This is a genomic window from Bradyrhizobium sp. SZCCHNR1002, assembly GCF_032381435.1.
Lineage (GTDB): Bacteria > Pseudomonadota > Alphaproteobacteria > Rhizobiales > Xanthobacteraceae > Bradyrhizobium > Bradyrhizobium aeschynomenes.
Map to the genome: position 1 here is coordinate 868753 of NZ_JAUHIS010000001.1, position 17245 is coordinate 885997.

The following is a 17245-nucleotide window of genomic DNA, read 5'->3' on the forward strand; positions in this document are numbered from 1 at the left end:
GCCGGAGATCGATCTTGCCTTGCACCCAGCGCCCGGCTGCGCCGGTTGCGGCGCATGGGTCGATTGGGCATAGTTCGGCCGCCAATATGCCAAGTTCGCTGCAAGGAGACAAACGCGTGGCCCTCAAGAATGTCATCGGTATCGATCACGCGGTTGTCGTGGTGAAGGATCTGGACGCAGCGGCCCAGACCTGGAAGCAGCTCGGCTTCACATTGTCGCCGCGCGGGACCCACAGTGCCAAGATGGGGTCGGGCAACTACACCATCATGCTCGATCCCGACTACATCGAGCTGCTTGGCATTCTCGCCGAGACCGATCACAACGTTCCGACCCGCAATTTCCTCGCGCAACGCGGCGAAGGCATCGAGCGCATCGCCTTCACGGCGATCGATTCCGCAGCTGGCGCCGAGGAAATCCGCAGCCATGGCTTCGAGCCGATCGGACCCATCGACTTCGAGCGCCCCGTGCCGCTGCCCGACGGCACCATCTCGGCCGCGAAATTCCGTGTCTTCCAATGGCCTGTTGCCGAGGCGCCGGGCGGCCTGCGCATCTTCGCCTGCCAGCACAAGACGCGTGAGACGGTGTGGATTCCGGAATTGATGACCCATGCCAACGGCGCCAGGCAGCTGAAGCAGGCGCTGATCGTCACGCCCGATCCGGCCAAGGATGCCGCGCACATGTCGCGCCTGATCGACCGTGACGGCCGCAGTGAAGCGGATGGCGCCGTGACCGTGGCCTCGGGCGGCGACCGTGCCGATTTCGTGTTCCTGACCCGGGACCAGCTGGCGGCGCGCTATCCCGCCGTTTCACTCGCGGGATTGCCCGAGCGCGGCGGCGCCGGCCTGGTGCTGGCCTCGCATGATCTGGCCGCCACCGAGAAGGCGCTGGGGACGCAGGCTGTCCGCAGCGGCGCCAGCCTCGTGGTGGCCCCGACATCGGCGACGGGGACGCTGCTCGCCTTCATCGCCGGCTGATCGGGACGACGCGGCGGCCGCTGTTCCGCGGCCGCTGCGAGCTTACTCCGCCGGCTGGAACATGGCCGGACGGCCCCGCTGGCTGTCGAGCCAGCCCACGAGCCGGTCCATCAGTCCGCCGCTCGACTCGGACGGCTGCGCCGACGACACGAACGGATCACAGTGACACTTCGCGCCGGCCGCGCGTGACATCTTGGCGACCGCATCGGTCATCGCCGGCGCGCCGCAGGTGTAGACGACGTCATTCGGCGTGAGCTCCGGCATGTGCTCGGTCGGGCGGCCGCTGCGAATCGCCGGCGAGACGTTCTGCGGCTCCGACACGATCGGAATGATCTTGACGTTCGGAAAGCGCGCCAGCCGGCACAGCGCCTGATGCATGTAGAACGATTGCAGCGTGCGCGACACGACGATGAAGACGATCTCGCGCTTCGGATTCTCGGTGATGGCCGCCACCGCAATCGCCCACATCGGCGCGAAGCCGGTGCCGCTCGCCACCAGGATGATCCGGCCGCGATGCTTCTGACGGAAGAACGCGGTGCCGAGCGGAGCCGTCAGCTTGACGCGATGGCCGACCTGGATGTCGCGGCCGAGCGCCGACGACACCAAGCCATCCTTCAGGATGCGGATGTGCAGATACAATAGATGGCTGTCGGGCGCGCCGACCATCGGATAGGTCGGGCTGTAGCAGCGCGTCGGAAAACCGCGGTACTGGACCTTGGCATATTGTCCGGGGAAGAATCGCAGCGGCTTCGGCATCTCGATGGTCACGCCGACGACGTCGGGTGCGAGCCGCACCAGATCACCCACCTCGCAATTCATCGTCACCGTATCGGGCACGGGCTCGGTGATGATCTTGAGGTCGGATACGACGCGCGCCTGGCACGCATGCGCCATGTCGCCTTCCATGCCGCCGAACAGCTTGCCGTCGACGACCGTCACCTTGCACGAACCGCAGATTCCGCTGCGGCAGTCATGGGGCAAATCCACGCCGCTGTTGATGGCGCCGTCGAGCAGGATATCGCCCACATTCGCGTAGAACGTTTCCCTGTTGTACTGGATTTTGCAAATCTTACCCATCACTGCACCTCAAGTCGCATCGGCCGGATCTGCCTCGTATGTCTGATCTGGGTATGGTCGAACGCTGCGACACGCATGAACACGCCATTCTTGATGGCAACGTCGTATTTGCTTTTCGTGTCTATTTTGCGGGCGATTTCGAGCGTCCAGTGGCCCGCGGCCCAACGTGCGGCACAACGGATGTCGGCGCGGTCGCCGGTGAACTCGCCGCTGACGAGAACGCCGGGCACGACCGTCCCGATCGGCGTCTGCGCGTCGGCTTCGGCCGAATACGGCACCGATTCGGCCTCCGTCATGAACCAGCGCGCGCCTTCGCTCTCGCCGATGTTGGGATCGAGATTGATCTCGCCCATCGCGGCGGTCATGGCCGCGACGTCCTTCGGAAGGCGCTTCGGTCTCACGCCCCGATTTCCAAGCCTTGCAGCCTCCCTGTCGATCACGAAATTGTCCGAATAGTTCGCGGTGCCCGGATCGGCGGCGAAGCCGCCTTTATAGGGGGCGAGGCCCTTGACCTGATCCGGCGTCGCCTCGGCCGGGGGTCCGAAATGATCGTCGTCCATCCAGCCGGTCGGGCCGCCGCTGGTCGCTTTCCACAGCCACGCGTCGGCATAGAGATTCGGCGCCGGCGTGTAGTGAATGCCGCGTCCCGACAGCGTCGCAGGCTTGTCGGGCATCGGCTGCGAGCTCATGTGGAACGTTCGGTCTGCGGCCAGCGTGATCGGCAGCGTCGTGAACAGCAGCGAGAACTTGTCCTCGTTGAAGTCGTTTTCGTCGCCCTTCTCGAAGCCGTTGTGCAGCAGATGCCAGCCATCGGCCTTCTTGATCATCGGCAGTTGCTTCAGCGAACGGGTCGGATCCTCCCAGATGACGAGGAAGTAGACCCATGTGCCGTCATGCGCGGCCTTGATCCACACGCGTGATTCGCCGGTGCCGTCGAAATTGTCACCCTGGTTGGTCGTCACCATGTGCGGCTGGATATTGCGCCAGACACGATCGGATGAATCACCGTCGAGCGTCGGCGCATCGGAGGACGCGATGCGGTACACCGTGACGCTGTCCTCGGCGTAGTAGTCGGCTGCAAACATCGCCGAGCCGATCACGATGGCTGCGGCCGTTGCGACCATGAACGGGTTGGCCTGGAAGCTCGGGTTGCGGCGACGCGAGTTGCCCTTCGCGGGCGCCGGCGGTGGGCGCATCCGTCCCGGCGGCATGCGCTGCTCGGCGCGGCCGCGCATCGGCTCCTCCATGCGGCGCGGCGCCGGCATCGGGTCACGCGCGGCGGGTCGCGCAGCCGGCGCGGGTTTCCTCGGCGGCGCTTCGGCCTCCTCCAGCTTCTCCGACTGCTCCACCAGCATTGTGAGGAGTTCAACGGGGTCGAGTTTCGGCGGCGGCGGCGGCAAGGGCGCCGGCCGGAACACGCGATAGAGCTGCATCTTTCCGCCGATGCTGAAGTGAACCAGGACGTGCAGCACCACGAACGCCGGAATGACCCAGGTCGCGTACCAGTGGATCATCATGGTCACGTAACCGGACGCCACGCCGAAGAACAGCATTCCGCCGGTGACGATCAGCGTCGCCATGGAGATGAAGAGCGTCCAGTGCAGCAGCACGCTGATCGAACCGAGCCGCGCCGGCCGTTTTCCGAGCAGGCCCTTGAACCGCATCTTGTCGACGGTGACGCGACGGCCGAGCCCGGACTTCGCGATATAGATCATGTAGGCGACGGCGACGCTCGCCAGCACGACTCCGGCCGGCATGTGCCAGGTCCAGGTCCGGTGCCGTGGCAGCAACCAGTCGAGATTGTTTGCGATCCAGGCATGTCCCGGCGCTTCGGTCGCCATGCGAAGCCCCGTCAGGAATGCGATCACGGTGGCCCCGACGAGGGTCCAGTGCAGAATGATCGTTCCGTAATCGGTCTTGCGAATCTTCATGCGTGCGCCTCCCGACCTGCGCGCACGCGATCGGCGCGACTCACCGCCGATCCGGTGACCGAATTTCGTTTCGGCGGATGGATCTGGCGCGGGATGGCCTGATGTGCAGGCATGGCCCGTTCTTGGCTCAAATCCATTCCCGCATCACGCGTCCCGATGATGGTGATGTAGTCCAACTTGTCGTCCCCCGGATACTCTCAGTGAGCAACTGCTTCGTCTGATTTCGGCGAAACCGCGCCGCCCTCCATGCCGATCGTTGCCACGTTACGTTTCAACGCGACCGCGTGGATCACGTCTGTGGTTGGTCAGTTGTTGCGGACCGAGCCGGTGACGGGTTGCTCGGATCGCATGGGAACTGGCCCGCTTCGTCCTCCCCTGATCTGTTCTGACTGTCGTCATGCGACCGATTGCCGGACCCATCGCGATAGCGCGTTCGCTGACAGAACGTACTACCAACTACGACGGCCGACAGTGTTGGTCGTGGATTTTAGGCCGATGCGCGAAACCGAAGTGTCCATGTGTTGCCGCCGTCGCCATGGTCAGTTCTCCGCACCGCCGTCGAATGACAACGCATGTGCGTTGCACCGCAGGAAGATTTATTCGCCTTCGTGGCGTCAATCGGCCCGGACCACGGCCAATGAGTGCAGAAGCAAGGTGATAGGCCGACGAATGTGTGACGCACGCCTTGCGTGTTGGTTGTCATCACACCGCAACCATCGAAGATCGTAAGCGGATTCCGGATCGTCGTGATCGCCGCGAACGATTTCGTCGGACTGCGGCCGGCACGGCGACTTGCCGTGCCCCGGAGAATTCGTCCCCCACGGCTGCGACAGAAAGGGCTGCATGTCTAATTGTTGCCGGAAAATCGTCGGCATCGACTGTCAAGAGCGCTGATTGAAGCACTAGCCTTTGGGAGACGCGCCTGGATGAGTCTGGCTCAAGACCGCCCGCGAACGAAAGCTGCGGCTGCCCTCACTGACCTTCTCTCGGGAAGCGACGATCCAGTGACGCGCGGATTGCGGCAGGCTGTCAAGCGCATGGCCGGCATCGGCGTGTTCAGCGGCGTCATCAACGTCCTGATGCTTTCCGGCTCCGTCTATATGATGCAGGTCAACGACCGCGTGGTTCCCAGCAAGAACCTGGCGACGCTGATCGGCCTCTCGGTCATGATTCTGGCCGTCTACGTCATCCAGGGCTATTTCGACGCGTTGCGCACGCGCATGCTGTGTCGTGTCGCAACCGTGTTCGACGCAAGCTTGCAGGACGCCATTCACCACGCGCTGGCCACGCTGCCCCTGCGCGGCACCAAGCCGATGCTGATGCAGCAGCCGCTGCGCGATCTCGACCAGCTCCGCGCCTTCATGTCGAGCATGGGACCGACCGCCTTTCTCGACATGCCCTGGATTCCGATCTTCCTGATCGGCATGTTCCTGTTTCATCCACTGATCGGCATCACTGCCGTTCTCGGCACGGTGGCGATCGTCTCGATGACGCTCGTGACGGAACGATTGTCGCGGCAGGCGAGCAAATCCGCCAGCGACACCAGCGCTGCGCGCCAGGTTCTCGCCGATGCCACTCAGCGCAATGCCGAGGTGATTCGCGCGCTCGGAATGCTGGATCGCTTTTCGGCGCGCTGGAACGCCGTCAACGAGCGCTATCTCAAGGACAATATTCGCGCGAGCGACGTCTACGCCAATCTCGGCGCGGCCGCGAAGGTGCTGCGTTTCATGTTGCAGTCGGGCATGCTCGGGATCGGCGCCGCGCTCGTCGTCTCCGAGCAGGCGTCCGGCGGCGTCATGATGGCGTCGTCGATCCTCATGGGCCGCGCGCTCGCGCCGGTGGAGATCGCGCTCGGCAGCTGGAAGCAGCTGGTCGCCGCGCGCCAGGGCATCGTGCGCCTGCGCGACATCTGCAGAGCGACCGCCAGGCCGGAAGCGCCGCCGGTGGCGCTGCCACGCCCGTTCCGCGAGCTGGCCGTCCAGGAGCTGACCGTTGCAGCACCGGGCACGGACCGCCCGATCGTTCACAACGTGTCGTTCTCCATCAAGGCGGGCACGGGCCTCGCGCTGCTCGGCGCGAGCGCCTCCGGGAAAACCTCGCTGTCGAAGGCGCTGGTCGGCATCTGGCCCGCCGTGCAGGGAACGGTCCGGCTTGATGGTGCCGCGCTGGACCAGTGGAGCAACGAGGATCTCGGTCGCCACATCGGCTATCTGCCGCAGGACGTCGCCCTGTTCGACGGCAGCATTGCCGACAACATCTGCCGCTTCGACGAGAATGCGAGCTCGGATGCCATCCTGAAGGCGGCGCAGATCGCCGGCGTGCACGACATCATCCTGCGGCTGCCGGAAGGCTACTCGACGCGAATCGGCCAGGGCGGCATGTCGCTATCGGCTGGCCAGCGCCAGCGCGTCGGTCTTGCCCGCGCGGTGTATGGCGATCCGTTCCTGATCGTCCTCGACGAGCCGAATGCGAATCTGGACACCGACGGCGAGAATGCGCTCAGCCGCGCCATTCAGATCATGCGACAGCAGAACCAGAGCATCGTCATCGTCATCTCGCATCGCCCGAGCGCTCTGAATGCGCTCAACATGGCGCTGGTGCTCTTCGAGGGCAAGGCGATCGCATTCGGTCCCTGTCAGGAGATCTTTGCCCGCGTCGCCGGCGCCAAGGCTCCTGCTGGACCAGCGGTCACGCACGCCACCGCTGCACCCAGGGTTGCCGCTCCGGTCGCAGCGCCAAATCCGAACGCCCGAACGCTTCGTCGCGCCGCCCCAGCAGAAAGCGCTTGATCCATGAAACACATCAACGACTTCAGGCCCTTTGACGACGAAGACTATGTGCGTCCCAAGACCCGCGCCGTCGGTCCGCAGGGCGACGCTCTGATCCTCGAGCTGCAACGGCTGCAAGGCGCGTTCGACGACGGCTCGGACGAAGACCCGCGGCAGCGCCGCGGCTCGCGCGACGGGAAGAAGCGTCGGCGTCCGCCGCCATCGCAAGTCAGGCCCAAGCCGCGCAAGAAGAAAGGCAGCACGATGGGCCGCGCCATCGGTGCGTCGTTGTCGCTGTTCGGTCTCGGCGGCCAAGCGCCGAGAGCACGCCGGGGTGAAGGCATCCGCGAGATGGACTGGCAGCAGCCGGTACCGACGCGCGGCTACGAGCCGGAGCTGTCTCCGCCGCCACGCCATGCGCCCGCGCGGATGCCGGGCAACAACAATTCCGCCGCCCTCGTCGATCTCAGGAATGCGCGGCGCGACGACGACTTCGGCGTTGCTCCGCGCACGATGGGACAGCAGAATCTGCCTGCCCGTCTCGCGCATGCGCCTGCCGTTCCGCAAACCGGCGTCCGCCGCCTCGTCGGCACCGCCGGCACGGCCTTGACGACCGGCATGACCTTCATCGCCACGCAGGGAACGGCGGCGGATCTCGACGACGGCTCGGACGAATCGCTCGTCCCGCGCGTCGGCCGCATGTTCGAGAACGAATTGCGGCTCGGCCTGCGTGTGCTGCTCGTGGCGGGGGTTCTCGGCGGAGGCTGGCTCACTTTGGTGCCGCTGGCCGGCGCGATCGTGGTGCCCGGCAATCTCGTGGTGCAATCCAACGTCAAGGCGATCCAGCATCCCACCGGCGGCATCGTCGCGGAGATCAAGGTCGACAATGGCAAGCGCGTGGCTGCCGGCGATCTGCTCGTGCGGCTCGACGCGACTCAGAGCCAGGCGCAGTTGCAGTCGATCACCAAGCAGCTGAACGAGCAGCGCGCCAAGATTGCCCGCCTCTCCGCCGAACGCGACGGTCTCGATCAGCCGGACTACCCGACCACGCTGACGTCGCGCCCGGACGATCCTCACGTTCGTGCGGTGATCGCCTCGGAGAACGCGCTGTTCAAGGCCCGCGCGGTCACGCGCAGGAGCCAGAAGGAGCTGCTGCAGGGACGCATCGTCCAGCTCAACAACGAGATCAGCGGCATGGAAGCCCAGCTCGATTCGAAGAGCAAGCAGATCGACCTGATCAAGGGCGAGCTCGCCGGCGTGCAGGATCTCTATGACAAGCGCCTCGTTCCGCTGACGCGACTGACGACGCTGCAGCGGGAAGCCGCCCGGATCGATGGCGAGCGCGGCCAGCTCGTGTCCAGCGTCGCGGAGACCAGGTCAAAGATCAGCGAAGCCGAGCTGCAGACAGTCAAGATCGACCAGGATTTCCGCAGCGAGGTGGTCAAGGATCTCAGCGAGGCGCAGGCCAAGGAAGGCGATCTGGTCGAGAAGGGCGTCGCCGCGCGCGACCAGCTGGACCGCATCGAGATGCGCGCACCGAACTCCGGCACCATCCATCAGCTCGCCGTTCACACCATCGGCGGCGTGATCAAGCCGGGCGAGACGATCATGGAGCTGGTTCCGGACTCCGACGAGCTGCAGGTCGAGGGGCATGTGCAGCCCAAGGACATCGATCACGTGCACACCGGACAGGATGCGATGGTGCACTTCAATGCCTTCAACCAGCGCACCACACCGCAGGTGAGCGGCCAGGTCTCGTTCGTGTCGCCCGACATCACCAACGACCCGCGGACGGGCTCGACCTTCTACACGGTCAGGATCACGCTGTCGGACGAGGAGCGGAAGCGACTCGGCGGCGTCAATCTGATGCCCGGCATGCAGGCCGAAGTCTACGTCCAGACCGGCAGCCGGACGATGCTCAGCTATCTGATGAAGCCGGTTCTCGATCAGTGGCGCCGCGCCTTCGTGGAGTAATAAGGCCGAACAGGCGCGGTCTGCGACCTCCTTCGAGGCCTGCAAACCGCGTCGGCCAGTCAAAATGAACGTTGCAAATTTTTCCCGCACCTCGGATCCGACGATGGTGCCGACGATTGCGATGCCGTCAGCCGACGCCCGACCGGGCGTACGAACAGACGCGGCCGCTCGTCTGGACCGGCCTCGGCTGCCGCCGCCATCGACGGTGCCGACCCAAGAGGGACCGCAGGGACTTCGATTCGATTTCAACGACGGCTGCCGCGTCATGCTGCCCGACAACGGGCCGGCCTGGCGCGTCCGCCTGAGCGATCTCGAAACCGCCAACGTCCTGTTCGACATCGATCTGCGTTCGGGGCACGTCAACAGCAGCAAGCGCTATTTCATTCCGTTCAGGCTCGAGGTCTGGTCGGAGGACGAGCTTCTGCTGCGCCATGACTACGACGCCAGCGGGCGCGACGTCCTGATCCAGCTTCCCGTCGGCACGATCGGCGACGTCATCGGCTGGATGAGCTACGCAGAGAAGTTCAAGGCGCTGCATCAGTGCCGTCTCACTTGCGCGATGGGCGAGGCGTTGATCCCGCTGTTCCGCAACGCCTCCCCTGACATCACCTTCGTCACCCACGAAATGATCCAGGCGGAACGCTACTACGCCACCTACTCCGTCGGCCTGTTCTTCGACGATGCCGACCTGGTCTATCATCCCTGCGACTTCCGCAACGTCGGCCTGCATCGCGTCGCAGCCCATATTCTCGGCGTCGATCCCACCGAACGGCCGCCGCGCGTCGCGCTCAGCGAGGACAGCCGTCCGATCGCGGAGCCCTATGTCTGCATCGCGGTACAAGCGACGACTCAATGCAAGCACTGGAACAATCCGGATGGCTGGGACAGCATCGTCGCCTTCCTCAGGACCGCCGGCTACCGCGTCATCTGCATTGACCAGAAAGCGGAAAGCAGTCGTGGCGCCTACCGGACCCGAATTCCCGAGGAGGCTGAGGATCAGACCGGTGACCGTCCGCTTACGGAGCGCGCCCGCTGGCTGAGGCACGCTGCGTGCTTCATCGGTCTCTCCTCCGGCCTGTCGTGGCTCGCCTGGGCCGTCGGCACGCCGGTCGTGCTGATCAGCGGCTTCACCGATCCTTCCAACGAATTCGCGACGCCCTATCGCATCATCAACCGTCACGCCTGCAACAGCTGCTGGAATGACGCGCGTCATCGCTTCGATCATGAAGACGCGCTCTGGTGCCCGCGATGGAAGGGCACGCCGCGGCAGTTCGAATGCACCCGCCTGATCAAGGCCGAGCACGTCGAGGCGATCTTGCGCAGCATCCCCGGCTTCGGACAAGGATTGAGCCAGCAAACGCGCCCGCAAGCCTCGGCCGCGCAGCAGGCCGCACCGGCCCGGCCGGACGATCCGGCTTTTGCAGCAGGCTCTCAGGCGGCTTCAGCCGGCGGTGACGAGCCGATCGCGCTCGCGGCGCTGTTGGCTCGGCCGCGCGGTGACGTTGTCCGTGGCGGCCTCGCCATTGGCGTGACGGTCGCCGCGGGACGGCTGCTGGACCAGGCCGCAGCTCAGATCGCAGAAGGTGATCGCAGCGCAACGGCCGGCGATCTGATCAGCGCGATGCAGAACTACAGGCAGAGCATCGAGATCGTCAGGCACCTAACCCAGGCCGAACCCGACAACGGCGGCTTTCAGCGCAACCTCTCGGTCGCGTTGAACCGGATCGGCGCCGTGCTGTTCGTTCAGCGAAATCTTCCGGGTGCCTATGCCGCCTATTCTGCGGGCCTTGCAATCATCCAGAAGCTGACCGCCGCGCATCGCGGCCATCTTGGCTTTCAGCGCGATCTCGCCTGGTGCCACGCGCTGCTCGCAGACGTGCTCGCCGCCCAGGGCCGCCATGCCGAGGCCTTCGAGCATCGCCGCTCCAACGCGGCGCTGATCACCCAACTCGCCAACACCGCTCCAGACGATTCGTCTTTGCAGCAATCGCTCGCCACGTCCTACCAGAGCCTGGGCGATGCCTTCGTTCCCCTCGGCAACATCGATGGCGCGCTGACCGTCTATCGGGTCAGCCTGGGCCTGACCAAGCGCGGGCTCGACGCGAACGGGCAGGATCCGGCCTGGAATCAGCTCTACAACATTCTGCTGCAGAAGATCCGGACCGCGTTGCTGGCGCAGCGGAAGACCACCACGCCGTCGTGAGACGGCATCGTATCCCCGATAGACATCATCCCCACCTGCTCGTGCGGTCGCACAGGCAACGCGCTTTCGCGTCGAACAGGACGTGAGCGCGACGCGACGGCCGCTGCCGCACTCGCTTTCCTGACGGCTTCAGAACCGGGGCATCGCCGGCAAGATACAGGCGACATCTTGACTGGAAGATGCAAAAGGCGTCAGATTGACGCACCCAGCATTTGCCCTTGACCCAATGCTTCAAGGACTTGGCGGCTGGTCCGGGCTGCACGGCAACACACGTGCCTTGCCACAACATCACCAGATTTGCGGACGGCCACACGCCTCTTTTGGCCTGATTGCTGCGACCAAATAGCACAGTGCGACATAACGGCGCACGCCTCGCGTCCATGACGACGCGCGGCATACGGCCTCAGCAACGACGATGCCGACCGTATCGTCGAGCCAGTCTCGTATCGGGGCCATCGAGCGTCGGATGAATTTGGAGAGATGATCCATGGCGAATAACACCTTCAATCCGACGGCGCTGGCCAACGGAACGTCGAACCTGCTGGTGCGCGCCTCAGCGCTCAACATGTCGACCGACCTGGTCCAGGCCGGTGTGGTGTTCAACGATGCGGTTCGCGCATCACTCGGCCTGTTCACGCAGGCCGGCAGTGGCAACTCCAATCCATTCCTTGGCAGCTATACAACCGATCTGCACGCGGTGCAGAACGACATCGCGGCGATGCTCGCCAATGCCGGACAGGTGACGCTCGGCGGCCAAGCCTTCACGCTGAACGCCACCGACACCGCCGTTCTCACCAACGTGCAGGCTCAGATCTCGACATTGCTCACGGCCGCCCAGCAGACCACGAACGCCGCGACGATCTCCGCGGCAGACCAGACGCTGCACGCGGTCCAGAAAGAGATCCTGCAGGAGATCAATGGCGACGCGCATCTCTCCGGCGCGCTGAACAAGGTGAACTTCCTCGCCAACACCGGCGGCCAGGACGTCGCCTTCCAGAATTCGCCGGCCGGCGCCGACGATGCGGCGACCCTGGCCGCCGCGACGGCAGGCAACACGCTCAAGGACGTCGGCCTCGTCTTCAACAAGGTGGTCGAACTGGCGTCCGGCGGCATCCACACCGGCAACCTGCAGGAGGTCACGACCGACCTGACCGCGATCTCGCAGGGCCTGACCAACATCCTGAACAACAAGACCCAGCTCGCGCAGATCGAAAATGGCGAGACGGCCAACGCGGCTGCGCTGACCACGATTCATCTGCAGACCGTGCTCGGACAGATCAACCTCGAGCTCAATCAGTATGCCAAGGCCGAGACGACCGGCAATCAGGCGGCGCTGCGCGGCACGGCCGACAATCTGCTCGACAGCATCGACATCATCCAGGGCGATGCCAATCTGAACATGGCCGCCGGGGGCAACGGCATGCCGGGCCATGCCGGCGGCTTCGCCGAGGATCCGGGCGGATTGACCGGCACCGTGACCAAATTTCAGGACAATCAGGCGCAGACCAATTTCTGGGCCGCATTCCTGGCCGAGGCCAACACGATCAACGCCACGCTGCAGAAGATTTCGACCGGCGGCGCGCAGGCCAGCGCGGCTCTCGTCACGCAGATTCAGAACTATCAGCAGTTCGGTGCCAATTTCGATGCGGCCCAGGGCAACGTCTTTCGCGGACGCTTCGACAATGAACTGCTCAGCGGCACGCTGGAAGCCGACTCGGCGGCTGCAGTGAAGGGCTTGCAGGGCATTCTCAACGGCGACACCGGCGCGGCGCTGGCTGCCGACAAGGCGATGCTCGCCGCGGCCGGCCAGGGCTTTGCCGCCGACGCCATGGACGTGTCGGGCAACAACATCGCGATCGGCGGCGCCACCTATGTCGGCTCGGCGACCACGGTGTCGACGGCCACCTCGGTTCACGGCCTCGCCCAGGGCACGATCCCGGTCACCGCAACTCCCAACCTCGCCAACGGCACCGGCGGCACGAGCACGACGCCGCCCTCCACCGGCGGCGGGACGGGCACCGGCGGAATGCATACGACTCCCGTCAATTTCAGCCCGACGGCGCTGGCCAACGGCACCTCGAACCTCCTGACCCGCGCCACGGCCATTCAGCATTCGACCGACCTCGTGCAGGCTGGCGTCGTATTCAACGATGCAGTACGAGCCTCGCTCGGCCTGTTCAGCCTCGCCAACAGCGGCAACTCGCCGACCTTCCTCAGCAGCTATCAGGCGGACATCACGGCGGTGCAGACCGACATCGCGGCGATGCTCGCCAATCCGGGCCAGGTCACGCTCGGCGGACAGACGTTCGCGCTGAATGCGACCGACACCGCGGTCCTCACCAATGTCGAGGCTCAACTCGGCACGCTGCTGCAGGCAGCCGGGCAGTTTGCCAACGCGACGACCCAGGCCGCAGCGAGCCAGACGATCCATGCGCTGCAGCAGGAGATCCTGGGGGAGATCCACAACGATGCGCATCTGGCGAACGCATTGAACAACGTGCCCTTCCTCGCCAATACCGGCGGTCAGGACATCGCCTTCCAGACGTCACCGGCGGGTGCCGACGATCCGGCAAGCCTCGCGGCAGCCACCGCAGGCAACAGCCTGAAGGACGTCGGCCTCGTCTTCAACAAGGTCGTCGAGCTCGCATCCGGCGGCATCGATGCCGCCCATCTGCAGGAGATCAACACCGATCTCACCGCCGTTTCTCAAGGCCTCACGGCGATCCTCAACAACAAGACGCAGCTCGCGCAGATCGAAGCCGGCGAGACCGCAAATGCCGCAGCGCTCACCACCATCCACCTGCAGACCGCGCTCGGCCAGATCAACCTGCAGCTCAACAAATATGATGCGGCCGCGACCACGGGCAACCAGGCTGCGCTACGCGGCACGGCCGACAATCTGCTCGACATCATCGACATCGTTCAGGGCGACACCAACCTCAACATGGCCGCGGGCGGCAACGGCAATGCGGGTCACTCCGGCGGCTTCGCCGAGGATCCGGGCGGGCTGACCGGCACCGTCACCAGGTTCCAGGACAATCAGGCGCAGACCAATTTCTGGGCCGCATTCCTGGCCGAGGCCAACACGATCAACGCGACCCTGCAGAAGATCTCGACCGGCGGAGCGCAGGCCAGCGCGGCTCTCATCACGCAGATCCAGAACTATCAGCAGTTCGGCGCCAATTTCGACGCCGCCCAGGGCGCCGTGTTCCAGGGCCGCTTCGACAACGAGCTGCTCAGCGGCACGCTGGAGGCCGATACGTCCGCCGCAGTGAAGGGCCTGCAGGGCATCCTCAACGGTGATACCGGCGCTGCGCTCGCCGCCGACAAGGCGATGCTCGCCGCAGCCGGCCAGGGCTTCGCGGCCGACGCGATGGACGTGTCAGGCAACAACATCCCTGTCAATGGCGGCACCTATGTGGGGACCGCAACGACCGTCTCGGCAGCAACCTCGATCAAGGGCACCGCGCACGGCACCATCCCGGTCACGGCCACACCGAACCTCGCCAACGGCACCGGGGGCACGGCGGCGGCAGGAACGACCGCGGCGGGCGGCGCTGCTGCCGGTGGAACGGCGGCGAACGGCGGTACGTCTGCCGGCGCCACTGCGGGGCAGACCGGCGGCACATCGACGGGCACCACCGCGGCAAACAACGGCAGCAACAACGCGCACCACGGCGATCATCATCACCATCACGACCACCTCAGCCAGGCCACGCATACGAGCCAGGCCGCAGCTGTCGGTCCCGACATGTCGCATCTCCACGCGATGCATCACATGTGGGCCTGACGCAGCCGGATGGATCAACCGCACCCGCAGCGGCAACGACATCCCTGGAAGCACCAGACCGAGCCTGTCACTCGCTGGTGCTCTCCGTGGACAAGCGAGCGTCAACGCTCAGAGGAAGTACGACCGCAAATGTCCGAGGGAGAGCCCGCAAGATTCGCGAAGATGCATGTTCCATTCCGCGCCAAGTGCGCACGTCACGTTGGAACTTTTCTAAGGAGAGCCCGGACGACAGTCGCAAGATCGGGGCAACTTCTTGTCTGGACGGTGCGTCGAAGCGTCGCCCGATGAGAACGTTGCAGAGATGCCACGACGGAAATCAAGGAGTTAGAATGTTTCCAAGCGTTGCCGTGACACGCCTGCGACACTGAGCGCGTGCCCGAACAACATCATATTTGGGGACTCTGCGGCGCTTCTTTTGGCCCCATTGGAGCAAATAATTCCCAGGTGCTCTGAGGCTGCGACATTTCGCCCGCTCCGCGAAGGGGTGAACGAGACATCGCAGCCCGATCAACGCCCGCGTGCTGCCGAACCGCCAAGCAGCAGACGCCGGGTTGAAACTTGGGGAGATGATCTAATGGCAGCCAATACCTTCAACCCGACGGCGCTGGCGAATGGCACGTCCAACCTACTGGTTCGCGCCTCGGCGCTCAATCTGTCGACCGACCTCGTGCAGGCCGGCGTCGTGTTCAACGATGCCGTTCGCATCTCGACCGGCCTGTGGTCGACGCCACAGAACAGCGGCAACTCCAACCCATTCCTCGGCAGCTACACCACCGACCTGCATGCCGTGCAGAACGACATCAACGCGATGCTGGCCAATCCCGGCCAGGTCACGATCGGCGGTCAGGCGTTCACGCTCAACGCAACCGACACCGCGGTGCTCACCCAGGTTTCGAACGAAATCACGACGCTGATCAACGCGGCGCCGCTGACGACCAATCCTGCGACGCTCGCCGAGGCCGACCAGACCATCCACAACGTTCAGATGCAGATCCTGGCGCAGATCCAGGGCGACGCGCATCTTTCGGCCGCGCTCAACAACGTTCCCTTCCTGGCCAACACCGGCGCCATGGACGTGGCGTTCCAGAGCATGCCCGCCGGCAACGACAGCGCCACCAATCTCGCTGCAGCGGCAGCCGGCGACCTGACCGCCATCGGAACGGTGTTCAATGCCGCCGCCGACCTTTCGCTGGGCGGCATGAGCGCCAACAACATCAATCAGATCCAGGCGGACTTCACGGCCATCACGCAGGGCCTGCAAAACATCCTGAATGACCCGGCGAAGCTGGCCGCGATTGAAGCGGGCGAAACCTCCGTCGCTGCGCAGACGACGACGCTCCATCTGATGACGATCCTCAGCCAGGCCAACCTGCAGCTGAACAACTACAACGTCGCCGAGACGATGGCCAATCCGACGGCGCTGCGCGGTTCGGCCGACAACATCGTCGACATGATCGACGTGTTTCAGAACGACGAGGCGCTCAACAAGGCGGCGGGCGGCACCGGCGCGCCCGGTCACATTGGCGGGTTCTCCGAAATGCCGGGCGGCCTGACCGGAACAGTTACGAGGTTCCAGGACAATCAGGCGCAGACCAATTTCTGGGCCAACTTCCTCGCCGAGGGCAACACGCTTGGTGCGAAGCTGGTTGCGGTCGCCAACGGAACGATGACGGCGTCGCAGGCCCTGATCGACCAGATCACAAACTATCAGAACTTCGGCGCCGCGTTCGACATGGCGCAGGGGGCGGTGTTCAAGGGACGGTTCGACGACGAGCTCGTCGCCGGCGCTCTGCAGTCCGACACCACCATGGCCACGAAGGCGCTGATGGGAATCATGAACGGCGACACGGGCGCGGCCCTGGCGACGGATCAGGCGATGTTGAAGGCTGCGGCCGCGAACTACATCGGCAATGCCGGAGACATTGCGGGCAACAACATCGCGATCGGCGGCTCGGACTACGTGACGTCAGCGACGAGCTTCGTGACGGCGACTGCGGTCAATGGCATCGCCCAGGGCACCGGTATGCCCGCCGGCGCCAATCCGAACATCGCCAACGGCACCGGCGGAGCGGCCGCCGCCCCGACCACGCCGGCGCCGACGACACCCGCCCCGACCACCCCTGCCCCAACCACCCCTGCCCCAACCACCCCTGCCCCGACGACGCCGGCACCCACCACGCCGGCCCCGACCACCGGGGGTGGAACGAACACCAACACGACGCATCACCACCACTGCCACAACAGCCACCACACGGCGACCGCGGCGACGGCAGGCACGGCTGCTGCTGCAGCGGCGGGCACGGCGGCCGCGGCCACCACGCTTCCCGACATGTCGCATCACCACGCGATGCATCATATGTGGGGCTGACGCTCCAACACCACGAGCAATCAAAGCCGGTGCAGACCCTTCGGTCTGCGCCGGCTTCGTTGTTTCCCGGCGGGAGCCGGCGATTGCGCGAAAGACCCTCGCAACTCCAGGCGTCACGTGATCGCGAAAGAGCTCCGATCGATCGGGACCGACGCCCCAC

The 17245-nt window shown here is 65.0% G+C and carries 9 protein-coding genes; 6 read left to right on the top strand and 3 right to left on the bottom strand.

The window, feature by feature from the left end:
* Nucleotides 1-116: 116 nt before the first annotated feature.
* Nucleotides 117-974 carry a VOC family protein gene (locus tag QX108_RS03850; RefSeq protein ID WP_315720221.1) on the top strand — a complete coding sequence of 286 codons (858 nt, stop codon included), beginning with the start codon at nucleotides 117-119 and terminating at the stop codon, nucleotides 972-974.
* Nucleotides 975-1016: 42 nt separating this feature from the next.
* Here the strand turns inward: QX108_RS03850 and QX108_RS03855 are convergent, their stop codons facing one another.
* The 3 genes from QX108_RS03855 to QX108_RS03865 are packed head-to-tail and all read right to left on the bottom strand — an operon-like array spanning nucleotide 1017 to nucleotide 4158.
* Nucleotides 1017-2051, bottom strand: a complete 1035-nt coding sequence (locus QX108_RS03855) for a 2Fe-2S iron-sulfur cluster-binding protein (protein WP_172108699.1) — start codon at nucleotides 2049-2051, stop codon at nucleotides 1017-1019.
* The gene (locus QX108_RS03860; RefSeq protein WP_315720222.1) at nucleotides 2051-3982 is read right to left on the bottom strand and encodes an ethylbenzene dehydrogenase-related protein; all 1932 of its coding nucleotides are present in this window, start codon (nucleotides 3980-3982) and stop codon (nucleotides 2051-2053) included. Before QX108_RS03860 ends, QX108_RS03855 begins: the two co-directional genes overlap by 1 nt.
* On the bottom strand, nucleotides 3979-4158 hold the full coding sequence (locus QX108_RS03865) for a hypothetical protein (protein WP_315720223.1): 180 nt from the start codon (nucleotides 4156-4158) through the stop codon (nucleotides 3979-3981). Before QX108_RS03865 ends, QX108_RS03860 begins: the two co-directional genes overlap by 4 nt.
* An 828-nt stretch (nucleotides 4159-4986) precedes the next feature.
* Here QX108_RS03865 and QX108_RS03870 point away from each other — a divergent pair.
* The 5 genes from QX108_RS03870 (at nucleotide 4987) to QX108_RS03890 (ending at nucleotide 17085) form a co-directional block, all read left to right on the top strand.
* The gene (locus QX108_RS03870; RefSeq protein WP_315720224.1) at nucleotides 4987-6771 is read left to right on the top strand and encodes a type I secretion system permease/ATPase; all 1785 of its coding nucleotides are present in this window, start codon (nucleotides 4987-4989) and stop codon (nucleotides 6769-6771) included.
* A 3-nt stretch (nucleotides 6772-6774) separates the two neighbouring features.
* Entirely contained in the window at nucleotides 6775-8724 is a 1950-nt protein-coding gene (locus tag QX108_RS03875; RefSeq protein WP_315778682.1) for an HlyD family type I secretion periplasmic adaptor subunit, read from the top strand.
* A 121-nt stretch (nucleotides 8725-8845) separates the two neighbouring features.
* A complete protein-coding gene (locus QX108_RS03880; RefSeq protein ID WP_315799407.1) occupies nucleotides 8846-10927 on the top strand; it encodes an autotransporter strand-loop-strand O-heptosyltransferase in 2082 nt (693 codons plus the stop codon).
* Between the two features lie 487 nt (nucleotides 10928-11414).
* Entirely contained in the window at nucleotides 11415-14717 is a 3303-nt protein-coding gene (locus QX108_RS03885) for a hypothetical protein (RefSeq protein WP_315778679.1), read from the top strand.
* Between the two features lie 574 nt (nucleotides 14718-15291).
* Entirely contained in the window at nucleotides 15292-17085 is a 1794-nt protein-coding gene (locus QX108_RS03890; RefSeq protein ID WP_315778677.1) for a hypothetical protein, read from the top strand.
* Nucleotides 17086-17245: the final 160 nt, after the last annotated feature.

Coding starts and splice junctions, on each gene's coding strand:
- QX108_RS03855 (WP_172108699.1), bottom strand. CDS start 2,051: ATGGGTAAGATTTGCAAAATCCAGTACAACAGGGAAACGTTCTACGCG.
- QX108_RS03860 (WP_315720222.1), bottom strand. CDS start 3,982: ATGAAGATTCGCAAGACCGATTACGGAACGATCATTCTGCACTGGACC.
- QX108_RS03875 (WP_315778682.1), top strand. CDS start 6,775: ATGAAACACATCAACGACTTCAGGCCCTTTGACGACGAAGACTATGTG.
- QX108_RS03880 (WP_315799407.1), top strand. CDS start 8,846: ATGCCGTCAGCCGACGCCCGACCGGGCGTACGAACAGACGCGGCCGCT.
- QX108_RS03885 (WP_315778679.1), top strand. CDS start 11,415: ATGGCGAATAACACCTTCAATCCGACGGCGCTGGCCAACGGAACGTCG.
- QX108_RS03890 (WP_315778677.1), top strand. CDS start 15,292: ATGGCAGCCAATACCTTCAACCCGACGGCGCTGGCGAATGGCACGTCC.